This window comes from Fischerella sp. PCC 9605 (genome assembly GCF_000517105.1).
Taxonomy (GTDB): Bacteria; Cyanobacteriota; Cyanobacteriia; order Cyanobacteriales; family Nostocaceae; genus PCC9605.
Genome location: NZ_KI912148.1, coordinates 2,474,496 through 2,495,511 on the forward strand (window position 1 = coordinate 2,474,496; position 21,016 = coordinate 2,495,511).

Consider the following 21,016-nt stretch of genomic DNA (forward strand, 5'->3'; position numbering starts at 1 on the left):
AAGTCAAAAACAATTTTGTTCTTGGCTTTTGACTTTCTTTTATTTTGTAGGTTTATTTTCGTCTCTTCACAAATTGTTACAGTATACAAGTACGTATGCAACTTTGAATAAAGAATTGTATTTGTTTAAGGACTGACACCTGTCTGTGTTCATATACTGGATACATTAACACCATCATCGTTTGCAAGTTGCACGAGGAGGTCCCAAAATGGTTCACACCTATGAGGTATTGGTTGATATCAAAGAATTTGCCGACCAAATGAACAATACCTGTCAAAACGGGACAACACGATACGAAATCGACGCAGAATCAAAAGAAAAAGCGGATGGCATGGCTCTTGTCCAGGCTAGAAGTGACCATCCAAAAGGTACTGAGTATGATGTCAGGGTAACAAGGCTACTCAGATAAAGCCAACACGAATTTAACGGTAGATGTCTTAATTATTCATCTTGGGCTGCTCTGTTGTGTCGGAAAAGAGTAATTTTTGATTGTGCAGTGCTCCAAGAAATGAATAAAAAACATTTGTTGTTCAGATAAATAGACAGTACGAATGCAGAGATGGCTGTTAGCAAAGTTTAAGCCATCACCAAAAATGGCAACAAGCTGTTCATATTGGGACAGCTTGTTGTTTATCAAAGCGAGGGTCTCAACTTTGCTCGCAATTCATCCTTAATCCGATTGAGAATCGACGTTTCATCTAGCGTGGCCAAAATCTTATTAACCACTGCTTTTGGGCCTTCGGGCCCCCAGGTAGCCCCGTTGGCTAAATAAGCTTTGGTGACTTGTCCGATACCATAGGAAGAAACACCAGCAACTCCTGCTTGTGTCAGCGCTACTGATAGATAGGGTGCAAGGGATGCACCGCCAGTAGCTGGTGCAGAGATGCCAAGTAAGGTTTTCAATGAACTTAAGCCTAAGTTTGCCAGCAGTTCGCTAGCACTAATGCCGCCCATACTTAAGGCGATTCTTTGCAGTAATTTTACAGCTCCAGGTTCCGTCATGGGAATGCCATAGACTTTAGATAAACCGAGAATGAGGACAACATCAATCACCGCGCCGCTGAGAATATCAACTACCGTCAGAGGATTAAGAGCGATCGCCGCTGCTTTGGTCATCACTACCTTCCAAATCAACTGATTAGCTGCATTCTCCCGAATCATCAGTTTGCGCTGCACTAAATGCTCATTCACGTTGTCAGCATAAAGCATCGTATTCAGGGCAACCAAGGCTTTACCTTCACGGTGCAAGATTTCCAAAATTTTCAGCTTCAATTCCTCGACTTGGGCATTACCTTGACGCATCTGCACGCCTCTTGTACCATCGGGGCGTTGAACCAGCGTCCTCACTAGTGGTGATGCTGCTGCCATGACAATTTCATCCGGTGAGAGCAACTCTCGCACCCGTTCATCGCGGATTTTGTGGTAAATTGCCATCCGATCTGCTTCTGGATACTGATCTACTTTGTTAAACACCAGCAAGATGGGTTTACCCGCCTCTCGCAACTGGGAAAGGGCTTCGTGTTCAACTTTCGTCATATCACCAGAAATCACAAACAGAATTAAATCTGCTTGTTTTGCCACTTGTTCTGCTAAAGCAGCACGGGTTTCACCATCTACTTCGTCTAAACCCGGTGTGTCAATCAATTCCACTTGCGATTGACCAACTCCGGGTAGGGTGACTCGCAAGGCATGATCCGTCTCCCCAACAGCTTCCTCTGTGATACTCCAATTTACTCGTTGTGCAGTGCGGGTAACACCGTGCAAAGGCCCTGTTTCAAACACCGCTTGCCCAACTAAAGCATTCAGCAAAGAAGACTTGCCTCGTCCTACCATCCCAAAAGCAGCAATATGCACTACCATGCTGTCTAATTTACTCAGCATGGCTTCTAAATCGGTAATTTTCGTCTCCAATCCTGCTTTTTCCTCAACGGTGAGGTCAAGATTAGCTACTAAATTTCGTAGTGCTGTTTGTGCCTGTTTATAGTTGAGTTCCGCCTGAATATCCTCAAAGCTGAAAATGGCGTTATCCAGCTCTTTCTGCCAATTAAGGGCATTGATATCAGTGCGGCTCGCATTGTTGTAAGGAGGTTCAGGAGAGGGTAATTTGGAATCCATATTTATAAACATTCGTTAGGAATGCGAGATTACCGATTTGCAAGGGACGCTATGTTTCGATTCTAGTCCAGGTTGGCAACAGTCACCGTCACTCCTCGGAGGAGGTTTCCACATGCCAATGAAATTTTACTTTACTGATTTTAATATGCGAAAATTTTAATCAATTTAATTGATAAAAAATAGTAAATCTGGCGGCTATTGCTCAGAGCAACAGTCAATAAAATCCATAATTAACCTAGTTGAAGATGAAGGAAATTCAATTGTATTATATTGTTAACTTCAGAGGTTTACTCACAATTTCTTCACAATTAATTTTTACTATATTAATAGTTCTAAAACATAAGACTTTTTAGGCGAATAAATAATGCATAAAACCTAAAAATTAATCATGTTTTAGACAGAAGAGAGTTGAACTCTCTGGAGGTAAATATGAAAAATATAGTTTTATACAAAGTTGCTGCTGTAGCGATGGGATCTCTCCTTACTTTCTCAGGTACAGCATTTGCAAGTACATATAAGATTGTAGAAATAACCCGTACAAATAGATTGGGTAATGCCGAGATCCTTGTTGCTCAAGTTCCTCGTCACCTTGCTCTCAGAGATATAAAAGCGTATGCAAAATCGCTAGCTGTCGCAGAAACTACATTAGGGGATGCTTTAGCTGTTGCTCAATCACAAGCTATTGGTGGATCTAAGAAAGGTGCTTTAGCTGAGTCGATTGCTCAGGCTAAAACTTTGATTGGGAATGCTACTGCTATTTCTGGTTCAACCGCAATCAGCGACAAAAAAGCAGTTGCTAAATCGCTATCTGAAGCAACAACAGTCCTTGGTGATGCATTGGCCATAGCACAATCGGATGCTGTTAGCGGGTCTGGCAAACCAGCTCTTGCTAGATCGCTAGCCAGTGCCCAAACATCTGTGGGTAACGCGGCTGCTATTGCTCAAAGCAGTGCTAGATAAGGTTCATAAGTGATCTAGTTGCAGATGTAGAAAGCTTGATCTTCACGGGAGGCTTTGAGAGGGCGCGCAGAATCCCTGATTTCAGCGAGGATGGGTGCACCCTCTCGGTTTTTGAATCAGGAGATGAGCAGGATGAAAAACAATCACTTTAGTCAAGTAACTGCTTTAGTGATGGGCTTGCTGATAATTTTCTCAGGTCAGGCATTATCATTCTCATCTAATCACAAAGACTTAAGTAATGGTAATGCATTGGGTAACTCCGAGTTCGTTGTTGCTCAAGAGAACGTATCGGTAGGGGTTGCCGTTGCCGTTGCAGTGAAGGTATTGAATCAGGCAGTAAGTGTAGTTCAAACTGTGGCACGGACTGTACCAGTCAACGTCCCATCAAAGCACAGAGATATTATCTTACCGAAGCTTATACAGGCACAAAAATCGATGGCTAAAGCTCAAAGTTCAGCTCAGAAGGGGGATAACTTTCAAGTTGCTACGGCGGTATCTCAAGCAGTAGCCTTCATGGGTGAGGCACAAGGTGAAGCCAAAGGGGATGCTGGCTCTGTGCAGGCAATAACTAAAGCTATTGTTAAAGCTAATGAAGCTCTAGGAGCGGCTCAAGCTCAAACTCGGAATTAACCTCTATAGCTCAATGTCAACTACCGCGCTGGCTGGGGAATGAGACTCAAACAGAGGTGATGAGTATGAAAAAATTGGCTGATTCTTTGAGTGTCTCATTCATCTTACTTGCAGGAATTTTAGGTCTAGTTCAACCTGCTACTTCATATCAATTTTTCGGAGACTACAATCTTCGTTCTCCTCTGGAAAAAATTAATGCATGTCTGGGTAATGACAATATTGTTAAAGCCTTAACAGTTGTATGTACAGGTACAAGCAGACAACACTTTAGTAGTTCATCGGATTACCAAGAAAGTGCCATCACTCTCCGCGCAGTTAATCTGAGAAAACCACACATCCTCAAAATTAATACTTCAGGATCTCAATTACAAGGTAAAATCACCTTCAATAGCAAAGTTATTAAACAGATTCGCAACAAAAGAGTCTATATTGATCTATCACGCTATCTCTCAGTGGGAAAACACGTAGTGGAAATTTCTGCCCGTTATTCTCCCGCATCATCTTCAGTAAATGTGGAATTTAGCGGTCCCGGTGTCAAAACAACTCAGCAGACTAGTGGTAGTGGAATATTAAACTACACTCTCAATGTGAGTGTTTACTAGTTGGATTGCTCAGGCAGAAAGTCACCCTTGTGACTTACTCGGCAGCGGTACTAGTACAACGTGGCGCAAATAAAGCTACCATTACAAATTGACGAAAAGCCTATTTCATAAGCTTTTTGACTTTTGACTTTTGAATGCGTGACTTTTGACTTCCGCGCAGCGGTACTAGGCTTTAACCCGATTGATACATTCATCATACTTCAGATTGCTATAACAAAGTCCCGCACAAGGATGTCCTATCTACGAAGGCAATAACCACAGATGCTTGTGCGATCGCTCGTTCGCTAGCCCAAGCAGAATCGGTTTTGGGTAACGCAACAGCTGTAGCTGAATCTAAAACCCGTTGTTGAATCTAGCTTTCCTTCCTTTTACCAACTAGTTAGGGTTTTTGGTTCTCAAAATGTACTAGAGTGAAAAATGCATCTAGTAGCGTTAAGAATTTGACTGAATTACCTGTGCGGAAAATAGTAATTGCCGGAAACTGGAAAATGTATAAAACCCAGGCAGAATCCCAAGAGTTTTTAAAAGGATTTCTGCCCAGCTTGGAGGAAACTCCCCAAGATAGAGAAGTGGTATTGTGTGTCCCCTTCACTGATTTAAACCTTTTGTCCAAGAGTTTGCATGGTAGCCGCATACAACTGGGGGCGCAAAATGTCCACTGGGAAGATTGTGGAGCCTATACAGGTGAAATTTCCGGGCCGATGTTAACAGAAATTGGGGTGCGCTATGTAGTTATCGGTCATAGCGAACGACGACAATACTTTGGGGAAACGGATGAAACCGTAAATTTGCGCCTCAAAGCTGCTCAAAAAAATGGTTTAACCCCAATTTTGTGTGTAGGCGAAACTAAATTCCAACGAGATGCGGGAGAAACAGAATCACTGATTATCAGTCAGTTGGAAAAAGACTTAGTGGATGTGGATCAGGATAATTTGGCGATCGCTTATGAACCGATTTGGGCGATTGGTACTGGTGATACCTGTGAAACCACCGAAGCCAATCGAGTCATCGGTGTAATTCGCAGTCAACTCAAAAACCCTGGTGTGACGATTCAATACGGCGGTTCAGTTAAACCGAATAATATTGATGAAATCATGGCTCAACCGGAAATTGATGGTGTTCTGGTGGGAGGAGCAAGTCTAGAACCTGCGAGTTTTGCCCGGATTGTGAATTACAAGTAGAATTGGAACCACAAAGACACGAAGGCACGAAGAGTAAACACAAAGATAGTGCTTACAGATTTTTGTGCTGCTATTTCTTTCCTTTGAGTCTTAGTGTCTTTGTGTTTTTCTATTACTTAGAATTTTCAACTCATGCCAAGGTCAAGCAACTTAATTATTCGCGATCGCACCTTTGAATGGGGACAGCGGACTTATTTAATGGGCGTTTTGAATGTTACACCCGATAGTTTTAGTGATGGTGGACAATTCAATGCGATCGCTCCTGCTTTGGCACAAGCGCAAGCAATGGAAGCTGCTGGAGCAGACATTATTGATATAGGTGGTCAATCGACACGACCGGGAGCAGAGCAAATCTCACCTGCTGAAGAACTTGACCGTGTTTTGCCAGTATTGCAAGTGTTACGCCAAGAAATTCCCGTACCAATTTCTGTAGATACAACACGCTCGGAAGTAGCAACAGCGGCAGTGACAGCAGGTGCAGATATAGTTAACGATATTTCTGGAGGCACATTCGACCCGGAAATGTTGCCATCTGTAGCGAAATCAAATGTGCCAATTATTTTAATGCATATCCGTGGTATTCCACAGAACATGCAACAAATGACTGATTATCAAGATTTGCTGAGAGAGATTTATAATTTTTTGTTTAAGCAAATTGCGGCAGCAACAGCTGCGGGTATCAACCAGGATAAAATTATCATTGACCCTGGAATTGGCTTTGCCAAAAATTACGAGCAAAATATAGAAATTTTTCGCCGCTTGCCAGAATTGCGAAAACTCAACTGCCCTATTTTGGTGGGGCCATCCCGTAAAAGCTTCATTGGTCGGATTCTAAATCAACCAGACCCAAAAGCAAGAGTCTGGGGAACGGCAGCGGCTTGTTGTGCTGCTATTTTTACAGGTGCTGATATCCTCCGGATTCACGATGTAAAAGAAATGCGCGATGTTTGTTTGGTTGCAGATGCAATTTTCCGTAAGTCTTCATCAGTTTTGCCTGTGGACTAGGCAGAACCATTTTCCGGATTCTTGCTATTTTCTTGAGCTGCTGACTCAGCTATTACTTGTCTCACCATCTCACTTGTTTTACCTGGATCTACAAATATTACCTTGGCATTGTGGCTCTCACCCAATCTGTAGCTGGCATTGATATAATCTTGTGCTACAAGATATCGTAGAATTTCCTTAGTGTCAGAATCGGCACGTAAGGCGTCAGAAATTAACTGCATTGAAGTCTTAGTTGCCTCTGCTTTTTTAATTGCGGCTTCCCGTTCTCCCTCCGCTTCTAGAATAACAGCGCGGCTTTTAATTTCAGCAGCCCGCTGTTCTTCCATTGATTTCCGCACGCTTTCCGGCGGTGTAATACTTTGAATATCTACCCGAAGAATCTCTACTCCCCATTTTTCTGTAGTTTCATTCAAACTATCTAGTATGGCTTTATCCATCTCAGCACGAGAGAGATTAGTCTCTTCCACAGTGTTTTGGGCAATTTCTTCCCGAATAGTGGTTGTAGTCAATTGTGTCAGTGCACCTTCGAGGTCATCTATTTCGTAATAGCTTTTCTTTATATCTCGGATACGCCAGAACACGACTGCATCAACTTCTAAGTAGATATTATCTTTAGTGATGATGTTCTGAGGCTTGATATCTAAAAACCGTTCTCTAGTTGTATCCTCCATGACGATCTGATCTAACAAGGGAATAATAAAGTTCAGCCCTGGGTCAAGTTTGCGATGATACCGACCTAAACGTTCTACAAGGGCTTCATTACCCTGATTAATCAGTTTTGCAGACCCTATGGCATAGCCTATGAGCACTAAAACTATAGCAATGATTGGCTCCATACATGCTCCTAATTAAGCTGTTGGGGATTTACTTTAAGGACTTAATTCTACCTTGTCTTACCTTTTAGTCTAATATTATTGAATGTGTTAAGTTGTTATCACAAGTAGCGCGTTTGGGCAAGATACTTTAGTAGTAGGCAAGGCTATTAAAACATCTGGGCAGTTGTACTCGCAAGGGTGGGTTTGGTAATAAACTTTATTGCTGTTGACAATTGGAGTTTTGCCAGTAGTTAAATGATTGTGCGTTACGGACTGTCGTCCTAACGCACGCTACTAGCATGACTAATACAATATGGAATTAATTATTGTTCTACCAAGTCCAGCCAAGATTTGAGGTTTGCTGGTAACTCCCAAACAAGACTCAACGGCAGTTGAGATGTCGAGAAAGTTTGAGCGTAAGCTGGTGTGAGAAACTGTCGGTAAATATTTGCTTCTGGTGTCTGTTGTTTAATAAATGCTAAGCTCACACCTTGAAGCAGTTGGCGTAAAGCTTGTGTTTGTCCACCCCGGCGTTCTTTGACAATGGTAGCAGCACTTATTTGATAAGCTGGATCGCTAATACTCAAGTGAGTACCACCGATCGCACTTAACAAATACTTTTGACCTCTGAGTTGACTAAAAGGTACTATTTGATGTTTAACTGCTGGAGTTAGGGCATCTTCGGTACTAGTTAAGATTAAGACTGGTTTATTAACTTGAGCTAAGCCGTTTTTGCCAAAGAGATCGCCAATTAGGGGGTTAAGAGCGATCGCACTTTTGACTCTTTCATCTTTGAGTTGTAATTTTTGCTCTGGCAAGGAAGCCGCTGTACATTGTAACCAGTCACCGGGAGCTTGACCAATACTTAAAGAGTCTTTGCAGAATTGCCGCAATTGTTTTAAGTTAACCTCTGCTCCTACCAAAGCTAGAGCATTGTAACCCCCCAATGAGTGACCAATAACAGTTACTTCCCTCGTATTTAATTTTCCTTGCAGCCGTCCTGGTTGAGCATTCAGTTTTGCTAACTCATTGAGCAAAACGCTGATATCTTTCGGTCGGTCTATGAATTCAGAAGCTGGTAGCAATTTTGCCAAGCTGCCTGTATTTGAGGCTTTTGTTACAGCAATACTGTTGCTACCTGGATGTTCAATGGCGGCGACAGTTAACCCGTGGGAAGCAAGATGACGCGCTAAATAACTAAAAAATTTACGGTTTGCTCCAAACCCATGAGAAATCACAACTAGTGGTTCTTGGGTATTACCACTGCTCCAATAAATGTCTACAGGAATAGTACGATTTCGCTGTCGGTCTCGCACAATGAATGTCTGCTGCTGGACTGTTTGTTTACCAATAGCAGCAGGATCGAAGCTAGCTGGAAAATTTGTATTAATTTTGGCAGGTGCAGATAACTCTCGTGCTAGCAAGTTTCCGAAAATTTGGCTTTGCCAATAGCTAGGGTTAAATTCAACTGCTAGAGAAGCTGCTTGAGAAGCGTCTACAGTAATATTCTCTTGTGGGTATGCCCGCAAAAAACCCAGTGGACTCAAGCCGTTGAATTGCCGCAGCGCTAGGTTGAGGGTTGCTTGCAGGCTTTCGGCGGTGCTGCCTGGTATTATTGCTGCTAAAGATGATATAAATTGTTTGCCTGTTGGATTTCGCTTCAACTCATCAACGAATTTGTCTGCAACAGCCGGATCTACTTCTAGACGCTTTGTTAATAATTCTCGGATTTGGGGCGTCAGTATTGATGAAAATATTTGCAGATTTTCTGGTAGCTTTCCGGTTTTGGCGAATTTTTCTAAGTCGGCGATCGCTACTGACTGCTGAAAAGGGCCCAAGCGGATAGTAACTGTTTCTGCTGCTAAAGTTGCAGGCATTGCCGCACCCCAACTCAAAGCCAGAGTCAGGCTACACAGTAATGACTGCTTCCATGATATTTTATGCTTCCGTCTGCCAAGCTGAAATTGCATACTAGCCATTAGTTATTACTAACTCATATGACTTAATGACATGAACAGTTGAGAAGCAGTTTCGTATCAGGCAACATTTGGGGAGTCTTGACAGACACCCCAATTTATGTTTATACCTAAAATCCGGTGAATATAGTTCTTAGAATACCAAAGACAGTGCCTATAGGATTAAAGATAGCGCCTAAAGAATCACCAGTTTTAGCTACGCCAGAGCGATAAACTACCACCACATCATTATTGCGGAGTATGGGGTTGGTTTTCTCGTTAATTCCTGCGGAAAAGTCCATTTTTACTTTACGCTTAGTAACAGAACCATTGGGATTGAGACGAATCAAATCTACTGTTGAACTGCTCGCTCTAGCATCATTGAATCCGCCAGCTGCAAGTACAGCCTGGTTCAAACTACTATTAGGTTGAACTTCTACTCTTCCTGGATTTTTCACTTCCCCTACCACACCCACTTGAATACGTGAAGGAGATAAAGTGGTGTTAGCTAATTGTGTAGCTTCTGCTGGGCTCAACTCAGTAGCAGTGGGAATAACAATAGTATCTCCGTCTTGTACAATCAGGTCTTGATTGACATCACCGCTTTGCAGTAGCTGCCAGAGATTGACTCTGATAGTTTGTTCTGTGCCGGTTCTAGTTGGGCGGCGAACGATGATATCGCGAATATTAGCTTGTGGTGTAATTCCACCAGCAAGTTGAACTGCTCGTGTCAAGGTTGGCTGAGAAGAGATCGCTGGTGCACCAGTACCAGTCTCTCCAGCAGTGCTTCCACCGCCTGCTGCTTCTCCTTGAGTGACAAGATAGGAGCCAGGACGGTTAACTTCGCCAACTACTGCTACTGTACGAGGTCTGGTAATGTCAGCACCAAAGCTGGCTGCGGCTAAGTTACGTGCATTGGCCAAGTCTAAGGTTGTTGCTGTTGGCACAAAGATGGTGTCACCATCGCGTAAGGTTACATCCTGCCCTATATTACCTGTTTGTAAGTATTGCTTCAAATCAAAAGTGACTATTTGCTCTGGGCCGCGTCCTAGCTTACGCCGTAATTGTACTTTAGTGACGTCTGCCGCCTGAGTCACACCTTGAGCTGTCGTCAGTGCCGACATTACTGTTGGGTACTGCACACCAGGATCTTGACCTGCACCTCCTGTCAAACTGAGACTGTAGGCTCCAGGACGTGTCACTTCTCCAGCAACGGTAACATTGATAGGACGAGGAGCCAAAAGATTCACTGAGATGAGGGGACGCTTAAGAAAGCGAGAATATCTTTGAGCAATTTCGTCAGCAGCCTGTTCCGTTGTTAGCCCTTGTACTGTGACACTACCAATCAACGGTAAGTTAATTGCTCCACCAGGAGGAACTGTATACTCACCGGTATACTCAGGTACTTCAAACACATTTACACGGACGCGATCGCCTCCTCCCAATGTGTATCCAGTGTCTATTTGTTGTGTAGCTTGGGGTACAGGTTGTCCCTGGCCAGGCGGCACTGTTTGAGGTACAGGTTGTCCCTGACCAAACGGCGCTGTTTGGGGTGCGGGTTGTACGGGACTAAATTGTGAGTTTTGGGGTACGGGTTGTCCCTGACCAAATTGCGAGGTTCGGGGTACGGATTGTCCCTGAGCAAAACTGGAGTTTGGAAAAGCTACAAGGAAATTAGTTAAAAATACTATACCCACAACAGGGTGGCTACTAAGCCTAAGCATTTTCCACAAATTTGTATTAAGCATATTGACCTGATAATACCATGAGTAAAGGCAGCGTCTTATCAATTTATTGTTGACTATACTTAAGTATGCGAGTTCCCCGACATTAATTATTTTCCGAAAAAACCTTGTTTTTCAGAAGAGAAAATATATACGTAATTTGAATTTTTGGTGAAGTTAATTTAAAGTTCTACCGTAAAGTTACACGAAAGTCACAAAAATAATTGTGGCAAAAATTACATTATTTCTTATAAACAACTTAGTAAAGATAACGATGCATTAATTCGATTTTTATCATCAAAAAGTAAATTGATTGATTTTCAAAAGCAATGTGGTGATTCTAAACTTTAAATTTTACTTTTACCTAATATTGGCAGCTTTACGACTTTTTGATTAGCTCTCAAAAAATATATAAAATGATATCTATTTCCTTAAAGAATTGAGCTTTTTTGTTTTTGAATTTGTTGCATAAAAAACTCTTCTAGGGAAAGACGAAAAAGTTTCATTGTAATAATCTTTCCACCCATAAGATGAAGACTGGCAAAAAAATCATAGGCATCGCCTTGCAATTCACCTTGCCAAGAACCGTCAGACTGAAATTCTAAATTGGGAAGCCATTTTTTGAGGATTTCGCAATCGCCACCTTGACCTTGAACATGATATGTGTTACTTGTTCCGAGGAGATCGTTAAGGGAGCCAGAACAAATTAATTCGCCTTGAGCAAGGATAGCTACGCGATCGCAAATTTGTTCAACTTCACTAAGAATATGGCTGTTGAAAAAAATTGTTTTGCCAGCAGCTTTGAGCGATAGGATAATTTCTCGCATTTGGCAGCGTCCTATCGGATCTAAACCGGACATAGGTTCATCTAAAAACACCACTTCTGGATCGTTAATCAGCGCTTGTGCCATACCCACGCGCTGAAGCATACCTTTAGAGTAGCGGCGCATTTGCTTTTTGCGAGCATCAACTTGAGATAAACCAACCAATTCCAACAGTTCGGGAATGCGTTGGCGTTGCACCCTTTTGGGAATTTGGAATAACCCTGCTGCTAGCTGTAAAAATTCCCAGCCAGTCAGATAGTCGTAAAAATAGGGATTTTCTGGCAAGTAACCAATCCGTTGCTTGATCGTGCGATCGCCAAGTGGTTTGCCTAACAACAATCCTCGCCCAGAAGTAGAACGAATAATTCCCAGTAACAGTTTTAATAGCGTAGTTTTACCCGCACCATTTGGGCCAAGCAATCCAAAGGTTTCTCCTTTGTAAACAGTTAAAGAACAGCTTTTGAGGGATACGATTTTTTGATTCAAGAAAAAGCCAGTGCGATAAACTTTTCGCAACTCGGAAGTGAGAATCACTGGGGGTCGTTCTTGCGTATTCGGTTGAAAATCGGCAGCGTCTGTAACAGACTTCATTTTATTTTAAATTGTGCTAAATGCTACACTAAAAACTCTTATTCTATTACAAGTTACCCAATTATGTGACAAGAATATCAAAGTAAAGGGCAGAGGAAGAGTGGGAGAGTGGGAGATGGGGAGGTGGGGAGGTGGGGAGAGTGGGAGAGTGAGAGAAATAACTATTGACTAATGACCAATGACTAATGACTAATGACTAATGACTAATGACTAAAAAAAATCGCCCCCTGAATTCAGGAGGCGCGTCGCCAAGAGCGATAAGTAAGCATTAGCTAGCTATATACTCTTTGACGTTGGCGCGGCGGCGACGCAGGTGCGCCAGGGCTTGATGCTCCAACTGGCGGACGCGCTCACGACTGAGGTTCAAGCGTTCACCTACTTTAGCCAAAGACATTTCGTTTCCATCTTCTAGGCCAAAGCGTAGGGCTAACACTTCTCGCTGTTGAGGGGTAAGTTCTGCAAGCAGGTTATTCAAGTCTTGGCGCAAGAATTCCTGAGTCATATAAGATTCTGGCGAAGGGCCTTCATCTTCTAGCATTTCTTGCAGTTCGGTATCTTGGTTGTCACCAACTTTCACATCCAAAGAAACTGGCTGACGTGCCATGTTTAGATATTCGCGAATCTGGGCGGGTTCTAATTCCAGTTCTTTGCCAATTTCCGCTGGAGATGGCGATCGCCCTAATTGTTGAGCCAGTTCTCGCTGCACTTTTTTGATTTTGTTCAGCTTTTCGGTGATGTGAATAGGTAAGCGAATCGTACGGCCTTGTTGGGCGATCGCGCGAGTAATCGCTTGGCGAATCCACCAGTAAGCGTATGTCGAGAATTTATAACCCCGTGTCGGGTCGAATTTCTCTACACCCCGCTCTAATCCAAGTGTTCCTTCTTGGATTAGATCCAGAAACTCCATGTTCCGCTTCTGGTACTTTTTAGCAATAGCAACAACTAAGCGCAAGTTCGCTTCAATCATCTTTTGCTTTGCCCGCTTCCCTTGCTGGACAGTCTGCTTCACCTCAGACTCCGATTTTTTCACGTGAGCAGCCCATTCTTGCATACTTGGTTCGCGGCGGAGTTTCTTTGCCAAAGCCTCCTTGGCATCCAAGAGCGTCATCATTTGCTGTACCTGCTTCCCAAAGACAATCTCTTGTTCGCGGGTTAGCAAGGGTACACGACCAATCTCGCGCAGATAGGTTCGCACCATATCAGCCGTGAATTTGGCGTTAGTATTTTCAAGTTCGGTGTTAACAGTGGGCATTGGTGCGTTTTCCTCTACTCCAATCACAAAAGAATACTTAATAGTTATGGCGGATTAGGAAAGGTGGTGCATATATCACTAGACATTAGGGAACTACCACAAAAGAACGAGTTTTCAGTTTTTTTAGAACCTGTCAAGACGGTTAGTTCCTCAGATAGGTTCCCCTACCCTCCCTAGATTTTGAAACCTCTACAAACACACTTTCTTTGTCTTCAAGAATTCTTCTCTTTTTTAAGTCGCTGACGGCGACAGTTTCAATATGAAGTCAGTATGAGTTCTACTTAATTCAATATTACGACAAATTTATTCAAGAGTAAAGTGGTTCAGACAAATCTTTCTATTATAGTCTAAGATGCACAGTTTGCCAAAAAAAATAGCAAAAATTCTTTTACACCCCAGTCACTACATATATAGTGACGTTAAAAAGCCCTAATAAGGTTGCCAAAAGTAGCGAGATAACCGAACTAATCGGGTGTATTCATGGAGGGAAGTCACGCAGTGTGAAATTTTGGCTAGTGACTAGGGCATGTTCTCAAAGGGAACGCTTAACAGTAACCCATGCTTAAAAGCGTGGGATTGAAACAAGGACGTCAAGACTCGGGGCTACCTACGGAAGCCGCTCCGCGTCTACGCGTCTACGCCTCTCAAAACAAATTTTCTTTTTTGACTGGGCTTTAAACCTAGAACTGAAGCTTTTTGCTGTTTCCTATTCCCTGTTCCCTCCCAATTTTTGTAACCGTAGCTCTATAAGGAATGCGGTGAGAACATTGAGTATGGCATCTTCTCTAATTTTACCCCAACTAGCAACCTCTAAGCATCTTGAGGATTGAGGCGTTCCATTACTTTAGTAGTATAAGTACCGATTGGACTCCACAATAAATAAGGTATAAGTAACAGTGTTGCCCAACCAGAAATTGGTAAAACTGCGATCGCCAATATCACCGCTATGACAAAACCCGTCCCACCAAGAATTGTACCTACCCTCAATCTGCGAGTCCTGAACATCACAGGAGTATAGGCAACAGTAACAATTTCTAAAAGTAGATATAATCGCATTAATAACCAGGTTGTTGTACTTCCTGGGTTATTTTCCCAAACAATATAAGCTGACCAAGCACCGCAAATAAATACTGTAGTCCGAATAATCGGAATTGCAGCCTCAAACGTGAGCCACCTGGGTCTTTGTAAGCGGTTAAACCATTTGCGATCGCCAGGAGTGATGAAGTTAGCGCCTAAGGCAACTAATAAAGTTACGCCTCCAATCACCATCCAAGATTTAATCTGCATTTCCTCACCCTTTACGATCTAGTCAGATTTTGTCAGTTTACGGTCTGATTGCTCATCGGTCATTGGTTTGAACAGTTCAAAAATCCGATCTAGCGGCAGATATAAGACTTTAGGAGTTGTTTGTTGTTTGTTGTTTGTTATTTGGAAAGACTCTCAACCAACAACTATCAACGACCAACATCACCCAATCAGGTGATATCAGCTGGGTGAGGTGCGATCGCTGCTGCCAGTTTTACATTAGAAGTTCTGCGGAATTTAGGACAAACTAGCATGTTCTTGTTGATTTTCAACACTGGCAGCAAAGACTGGATTCCACGAAATTCTCATCCGGAATCAGAATCTCATCTCAACACTATTACAAAACGTCGCCGCACTGCTTGCCAAATAACAGAAGATTTGCGGCGCATTCGAGACAACTACTACTTGGAACGGCGCAATATCTTCTAAACTAATCCAGAACGTAAGGCAGTAACTGCTGCTTGTACGCGATCGTCAACAGATAATTTATTCATAATTCCTCGGACGTGAGTTTTCACTGTGTTGGGGCTGAGATAAAGTTTTTCAGCAATTTGTGGGTTGCTATAGCCTTCTACCATCAGTTTCAACACTTCTAACTCGCGTTCGGAGAGATTAGCAACATTTCCTTTGGGAGAAGGTGGCTTGAGATTTTCAATTACTCGTCTAGCAATTTGGGGATCTAGATAGGTTGCACCTTCAACAGCAGCAGCGATCGCACTCAAAAGTCGGTCTACATTCGCTCCTTTAATACAGTATGCATCTGCACCACTAGATAGGGCAGCAATAATTTCTGTCTCTGTTTTGTGGGATGTCAGCATCACCACATGAGTTTCTGGCAATGCTGCTTTTATTTGCTGTGTCGCTGCAATACCGTCCAGTCGCGGTAAGCCGATATCCATGACTACTACATCTGGTTTTAATTGCAGTGCTGCTTGTACACCCAAATAGCCATCTTCAGCTTGTCCGACAATTTCTAATTGAGGGTGTGCCATCAGTGACTGTTCTAAACCCAGCTGCATCATAGGGTCATCTTCAATAATTAGCACCCGCAACGGTAGAGCATCTGGAGGCAGATTTATGGAAGTATTGAGAGGCATTTTAAAGCAATTTTGAATTTGTTATTTGTCATTAATCATTAGTCATTTGTCCTTTGTTCAATAACTAATGACCATTGACCATTGATCGGTAACTAATGACTAATGACCAATGACTAATGACTAATGACTAACTTCATTCTTCCACGTGATAACCAAACTCTGCTAAACGGACGCGAGACTGACGCCATTTTGGTTGCACTTTCACAAACAATTCTAGATAGACTTTGCCTGCTATTAACTTTTGAATTTGTTCACGAGCTGCACTACCAATGGCTTTGAGCATCGATCCGCCTTTGCCAATGAGAATTCCTTTTTGAGAATCACGTTCGACGTGGATCGTAGCCAATACGCGAGTAACGGTTGGTGTTTCTTCTACTTGATCGATAGATATTGCTACAGAATGGGGGATTTCTTCACGTGTCAACAGTAAAATCTGTTCTCGAATCAATTCGCCCATAATAAAGCGTTCTGGCTGGTCTGTTACTAAGTCGGGAGGATAGTAGTATGGCCCCGGTTCTAAATGTTGAATCAATACTTGTTGCAGTTCAGATAATCCCGCACCGGTTTTGGCAGAAAATTTCACTGTTTGCCATTGATGCGGCTGTGCTAACTGGGCGTAACTTTCATCTATTTCCTGAGAATCTAGGGGCTGTTGGTCGATTTTGTTCAAACCCAAGATTACTGGCGTGCTACTGCGATTCAGCAATTCGGCAATATAGCGATCGCCTGCACCACAAAAGGTCGTCGCATCCACCACAAAAAGCACTACATCTACCGACTCAATTGCGATTTTGGCATTTTGCACCAGCACTTCCCCTAATTGATGATGGGGTTTATGAATTCCTGGGGTGTCTACAAAAATTAGTTGTGCTGCTTTTGTAGTTAAAATGCCCCGCAAGCGATTGCGTGTAGTTTGTGCTACTGGTGAGGTTATGGCAATTTTTTGTCCTACTAATTGATTCATTAACGTAGATTTACCGACATTAGGGCGACCGATAATGCCAATAAAACCTGACTTAAACTCAGGAGGAGCCTGGGGAATCATCACTTCTCCCGAAACAGAGAAGATGTCGTTATTAATACTACTCACCTATGACTCCATTTACTCTACGTTTGCGATTAGTAATTTGATTTGTAGAGACAAAAGCAACATAGAATCACCCTGGAATTTTTAACAATTGTCTTTGTTTTAGTTTAATCTACTACTAAATATCTTTAATTACTTAATAGTTAAATATATTTCACATAACCTGTCAAAAATATATACGCTCATTTACTTACATTGTATTGTTTGATTTGAGATAGCTGGATGATTTTCAACAGCGAGCGGCATAATGTTACAAATTACTAACAACAGCGATCGCTTTTCCTTGGTAATTGTTCATGGCAGCTGAAGTAAATGATACCCTAATTAAAGACAGCCATACTAGAAATATGGGCAAAGCGCATCAGACATAGAAAATATCCAATGCCCATTGCCCCTAATCCCCACTAAGAGCGGTCGTGGGGGCCCTAAGTTCCCCAATCCCCAATCCCCCTTAAATTACGCCTAGTACAAACTCCCCCTCATTCACGGCTTGATTGGTTGAAACATCGTAAACTAATCCATCCTGTTCAGCAAAAACATCAATCACCTTTGGTAACTTACCTTCTTTATTAAAATTTAGAATTTGATAAAGTCTTTCTCCAGCTTTAACTTCCCTACCCAATTCGACTCTTAATTGAATCATCCCGCCTACAGGAGCGTAATATTTCTTAACTTTACTCCTTGCGCTAAAAGTCATTTCATGCTTATCGCTATTTTCCAAAGGGAAATTAGCAATTTGCAAAACTCCTTTGTGAACTAAATAATTTTTAATCCCTAAGAGACCTTTGGCAATAGAATCAGGATTCATCTGCATACCTGTGCCCAATTCTAATGTCCAAGCTTCCACATCAAATTTTATTTCTCTGCCTAAATTTTTAAAACATTCTTCCAGTGCTAACCAAGGTTTGATAAACGCTTCATCAAAAGCATCACCATCATATTCATCCAACACAATTCCTAAATTGAGTAAAAAATATTTGGTACTTTCTTCTCGATTTCGGAAGTAATAAAGGTAATTTAAACCCTGATTAGTGGAACTATGTAAGTCAATCAAGTAGTCAGCATCTAAACTCAGAGATTGTAGCTTGTAGCGAAACCGCTCAGTGTAGGGTACACCACTGGGAGAATTAATTTTTTCTAAAAGTTGGGTAAATTTTTGCTGAATTGAGGCATGATAATTTTGTTTGACGGCCTCCAAATCAAGATGAAGTTGAGATTTAGCAAAGGCTGCTAAATCTTCAGCTTCTTTTTCATAATCCCAAAAGATGCGGTTCCAGTCTTTGGCTTCGTAAATGCAGTATCTGCCAGGGGAAAAATGTTGGGCGCGTGCATTAGTCCCGATTGGATTACAAACAGGAACTAACCAAATCTCTCCAGTTAAATCGGTATCATTGACTGTCAGTAAGAACTCGATAAACTGGTGAATAACTGCATTACCAGCTATTTCTGCACCATGCAGATTTGATTGAATGTAAACCTTTTTGCCTGGATAAGCGCCGATAAATTTATATACTTGCAGTGAGAAAACATCACCGGAAGCCATCTGGCGAAGGGGAATAGTAGAAATAGTGGGAAGCATTTTAATTAAGAGGTAATCGGGAATGGAGAGGAAAGGGAAGGGAAAGAGGACAAGGCAGAAAACAAACCACTAACAACTAACAACTAACAACTAACAACCTTTCATCACCTGATATTTTCTTTGTGATAACTTTGTGCTTTATTGTGTTTGTGGTTTTATCTCCTCACAGTTGATGACTGCTTCTCCCAAATCATTAAAATTACTTTTTGTCTCCACTTCCGTTGGGCCTCTCGGCACTGGACTGGGTGGTGGTGTGGAGTTAACCTTGTACAATGTCACTCAACAAATGATACAGCGGGGTCATCAACTGCAAATAGTCGCCCCAGCAGGTTCCACATGGGATTTTTTTCCTTTGGTACAAATTCCTGGCAATTTACAAATCATAGCCCAAAGCCTAGAACGTACAGCCCCGATTACCATGCCAGAGAATTCTGTATTGGCAAATATGTGGGACTATGCCCGTCAAGTTCAGGCTGACTACGACTTAATTGTAAATTTTGCTTACGATTGGTTGCCTTTCTACTTGACACCTTTTTTCAGGTGTCCCATTGCTCATTTGGTGAGTATGGGTTCTTTGAATAATGCTCAAGACCAAATTATTGCTCAAGTAGCAAAGCAGTTTCCTGGTACCCTTGGCTTTCATAGTCTTACACAAGCAGCTACTTTTCCTGAACTAACACCACCAATTATTTGTTTAAGCAATGGTATTGATTTATCACTCTATCAGTTTTGTAGTGAACCAAAGCAACAATTAGCTTGGATAGGTCGCATTTCCCCAGAAAAAGGCTTGGAAGATGCGGTAGCTGTAGCAGAAATTACTAATATTCCCTTAAAGATTATGGGTAAAATCCAAGATGAATCATATTGGCAGCAGATTTGCCAGGATTTTCCCAATGCACCTTTTGAATATCTGGGATTTTTATCAACTACAGAATTGCAGCAGGTAGTCCGTGAGTGTCAAGCGTTATTAATGACACAGCGTTGGGTAGAAGCATTTGGAAATGTGGCAATAGAAGCACTTGCCTGTGGAGTACCCGTGATTTCTTATCGTCGCGGCGGGCCAGCAGAAATTGTTCAACATGGTAAAACAGGATTTTTGGTAGAACCTGATAGTGTTGATGGGTTGGTAGATGCAACGCAGCATATAAATGAAATCAACCGTTACTCCTGTCGCCAACAAGCCGAAGCAGAATTTTCTCTGGAAGCGTTAGGCGATCGCTTTGAAAAATGGTTTAAGGAGATTATTTGATAGATGCAATCCAAAATCATTATCCCACCACCGCTGAAACCAGGAGACTTACTGAGAGTCATTGCCCCTAGCGGTGCTTTGCGAGAATTTGGGGCTTTTGGGCGTGGAGTAGAAATTTGGCGATCGCGTGGTTATCGAGTAGAAATCATTCCAGAGATAGATGACCAATGGGGATATTTAGCTGGTAAAGACGAATACCGCCGCCACAGCCTGGCAGCAGCATGGAAAGATCCAGAATGTCGTGGCATTCTCTGTGCCAGAGGCGGTTTCGGCAGCACCCGCATTTTGGAGAATTGGGATTGGGAAGAGATAGGAGAGGGAGAGAGGGAGAGAGATGTAGAGACGCGCCATGGCGCGTCTGGGAGAGGGGAGAAAATTCCCATTCCCCATTCCCCATTCCCCATTCCCTATTCCCTATTCCCAAAGTGGCTAATTGGCTTTTCTGATATCACCGCTTTGTTGTGGAGTCTTTACCAAGCAGGGATTTCTGGCGTTCACGCGCCGGTACTGACAACTATTGCCGATGAACCAGATTGGGCAATTCAACGCTTATTCGATTGGGTGGAAGGCCGTGCCCTTGCTCCCTTAAAAGGTTGCGGTTGGGGAGGTGGTGTAGTTACTGGTATCCTGTTACCAGCTAATCTCACCGTAGCAACCCATCTTCTCGGTACACCCATCCAGCCAAATATGAATGGTGTAATACTTGCTCTTGAAGATGTGACAGAAGCTCCCTACCGCATCGACAGAATGCTAACACAGTGGCGGATGAGCGGTCTTTTCTCTAAAGTTCGTGGTATTGCCTTAGGCAGCTTTAGCAAGTGTGAAGCACCACCAAATGTTCCTAGCTTTAACGTTGAGGAAGTTTTGCGCGATCGCTTAGGCGATTTGGGTATTCCTGTTGTCTCTGGTTTACCCTTTGGTCACGAAGCACCTAATGCAGCGTTACCAGTAGGTGTAAAAGCAACTTTAGATGGAGAACAGGGAATATTAGACGTTACGAAATGAGGTGCAACGGATTGATGTTTTTCTGATGCTTGACATATCG

19 protein-coding genes are annotated in these 21,016 nt (G+C 42.5%); 9 read left to right on the forward strand and 10 right to left on the reverse strand.

Going from position 1 to position 21,016, the window contains the following annotated elements; translation table 11 throughout:
* The first annotated feature begins 208 nt into the window (after window positions 1-208).
* Window positions 209-409 (forward strand): hypothetical protein, encoded by a 201-nt coding sequence (locus FIS9605_RS0113210; RefSeq protein WP_026733009.1) that lies wholly within the window; start codon window positions 209-211, stop codon window positions 407-409.
* Between the two features lie 224 nt (window positions 410-633).
* On the opposite strand, the gene FIS9605_RS0113215 is transcribed toward FIS9605_RS0113210, so the two are convergent.
* A complete protein-coding gene (locus tag FIS9605_RS0113215; RefSeq protein ID WP_026733010.1) occupies window positions 634-2,115 on the reverse strand; it encodes a GTP-binding protein in 1,482 nt (493 codons plus the stop codon).
* 429 nt (window positions 2,116-2,544) lie between these two features.
* Here FIS9605_RS0113215 and FIS9605_RS0113220 point away from each other — a divergent pair, with 429 nt between their 5' ends.
* The 5 genes from FIS9605_RS0113220 to folP all read left to right on the forward strand — a co-directional run bounded on the left by FIS9605_RS0113220 (window position 2,545) and on the right by folP (window position 6,493).
* A complete protein-coding gene (locus tag FIS9605_RS0113220) occupies window positions 2,545-3,075 on the forward strand; it encodes a hypothetical protein (RefSeq protein WP_026733011.1) in 531 nt (176 codons plus the stop codon).
* A 132-nt stretch (window positions 3,076-3,207) separates the two neighbouring features.
* Window positions 3,208-3,705 (forward strand): hypothetical protein, encoded by a 498-nt coding sequence (locus tag FIS9605_RS0113225; protein WP_026733012.1) that lies wholly within the window; start codon window positions 3,208-3,210, stop codon window positions 3,703-3,705.
* Window positions 3,706-3,770: 65 nt separating this feature from the next.
* Window positions 3,771-4,307, forward strand: a complete 537-nt coding sequence (locus tag FIS9605_RS44040) for a hypothetical protein (RefSeq protein WP_026733013.1) — start codon at window positions 3,771-3,773, stop codon at window positions 4,305-4,307.
* Between the two features lie 455 nt (window positions 4,308-4,762).
* A complete protein-coding gene (gene tpiA, locus FIS9605_RS0113235) occupies window positions 4,763-5,488 on the forward strand; it encodes a triose-phosphate isomerase (protein ID WP_072032396.1) in 726 nt (241 codons plus the stop codon).
* A gap of 132 nt (window positions 5,489-5,620) precedes the next feature.
* Window positions 5,621-6,493 (forward strand): dihydropteroate synthase, encoded by an 873-nt coding sequence (gene folP, locus FIS9605_RS0113240; protein ID WP_026733015.1) that lies wholly within the window; start codon window positions 5,621-5,623, stop codon window positions 6,491-6,493.
* Here folP and FIS9605_RS0113245 read toward each other — a convergent pair.
* The 6 genes from FIS9605_RS0113245 to FIS9605_RS0113275 all read right to left on the reverse strand — a co-directional run bounded on the left by FIS9605_RS0113245 (window position 6,490) and on the right by FIS9605_RS0113275 (window position 14,941).
* Window positions 6,490-7,329, reverse strand: coding sequence for an SPFH domain-containing protein (locus FIS9605_RS0113245; RefSeq protein WP_026733016.1), 840 nt, complete (start codon window positions 7,327-7,329; stop codon window positions 6,490-6,492). The genes folP and FIS9605_RS0113245 overlap by 4 nt on opposite strands.
* A 302-nt stretch (window positions 7,330-7,631) precedes the next feature.
* Entirely contained in the window at window positions 7,632-9,278 is a 1,647-nt protein-coding gene (locus FIS9605_RS0113250) for an alpha/beta hydrolase (protein WP_026733017.1), read from the reverse strand.
* Window positions 9,279-9,394: 116 nt separating this feature from the next.
* Entirely contained in the window at window positions 9,395-11,011 is a 1,617-nt protein-coding gene (locus FIS9605_RS0113255; protein ID WP_026733018.1) for an SLBB domain-containing protein, read from the reverse strand.
* A 407-nt stretch (window positions 11,012-11,418) separates the two neighbouring features.
* A complete protein-coding gene (locus tag FIS9605_RS0113260) occupies window positions 11,419-12,402 on the reverse strand; it encodes an ABC transporter ATP-binding protein (RefSeq protein ID WP_026733019.1) in 984 nt (327 codons plus the stop codon).
* A gap of 268 nt (window positions 12,403-12,670) precedes the next feature.
* Window positions 12,671-13,654, reverse strand: coding sequence for an RNA polymerase sigma factor, RpoD/SigA family (locus tag FIS9605_RS0113270; RefSeq protein ID WP_026733020.1), 984 nt, complete (start codon window positions 13,652-13,654; stop codon window positions 12,671-12,673).
* Window positions 13,655-14,464: 810 nt separating this feature from the next.
* On the reverse strand, window positions 14,465-14,941 hold the full coding sequence (locus FIS9605_RS0113275) for a TspO/MBR family protein (RefSeq protein WP_035139564.1): 477 nt from the start codon (window positions 14,939-14,941) through the stop codon (window positions 14,465-14,467).
* Window positions 14,942-15,211: 270 nt separating this feature from the next.
* Here FIS9605_RS0113275 and FIS9605_RS44045 point away from each other — a divergent pair, with 270 nt between their 5' ends.
* Entirely contained in the window at window positions 15,212-15,388 is a 177-nt protein-coding gene (locus tag FIS9605_RS44045; RefSeq protein WP_197036033.1) for a hypothetical protein, read from the forward strand.
* On the opposite strand, the gene FIS9605_RS0113285 is transcribed toward FIS9605_RS44045, so the two are convergent.
* The 3 genes from FIS9605_RS0113285 to FIS9605_RS0113295 form a co-directional block, all read right to left on the reverse strand.
* A complete protein-coding gene (locus FIS9605_RS0113285; RefSeq protein WP_026733022.1) occupies window positions 15,385-16,056 on the reverse strand; it encodes a response regulator in 672 nt (223 codons plus the stop codon). The genes FIS9605_RS44045 and FIS9605_RS0113285 overlap by 4 nt on opposite strands.
* A 133-nt stretch (window positions 16,057-16,189) precedes the next feature.
* On the reverse strand, window positions 16,190-17,101 hold the full coding sequence (era, locus tag FIS9605_RS0113290; RefSeq protein WP_026733023.1) for a GTPase Era: 912 nt from the start codon (window positions 17,099-17,101) through the stop codon (window positions 16,190-16,192).
* 493 nt (window positions 17,102-17,594) lie between these two features.
* Window positions 17,595-18,722, reverse strand: coding sequence for a succinylglutamate desuccinylase/aspartoacylase family protein (locus tag FIS9605_RS0113295; protein WP_026733024.1), 1,128 nt, complete (start codon window positions 18,720-18,722; stop codon window positions 17,595-17,597).
* Window positions 18,723-18,894: 172 nt separating this feature from the next.
* On the opposite strand from FIS9605_RS0113295, the gene FIS9605_RS0113300 reads away from it, so the two are divergent.
* Window positions 18,895-19,971: a glycosyltransferase family 4 protein gene (locus FIS9605_RS0113300; RefSeq protein ID WP_026733025.1), complete on the forward strand. Its 1,077-nt coding sequence runs from the start codon at window positions 18,895-18,897 to the stop codon at window positions 19,969-19,971.
* A gap of 3 nt (window positions 19,972-19,974) precedes the next feature.
* Entirely contained in the window at window positions 19,975-20,976 is a 1,002-nt protein-coding gene (locus tag FIS9605_RS0113305; protein ID WP_026733026.1) for a S66 peptidase family protein, read from the forward strand.
* The last annotated feature ends 40 nt before the right edge of the window (window positions 20,977-21,016 follow it).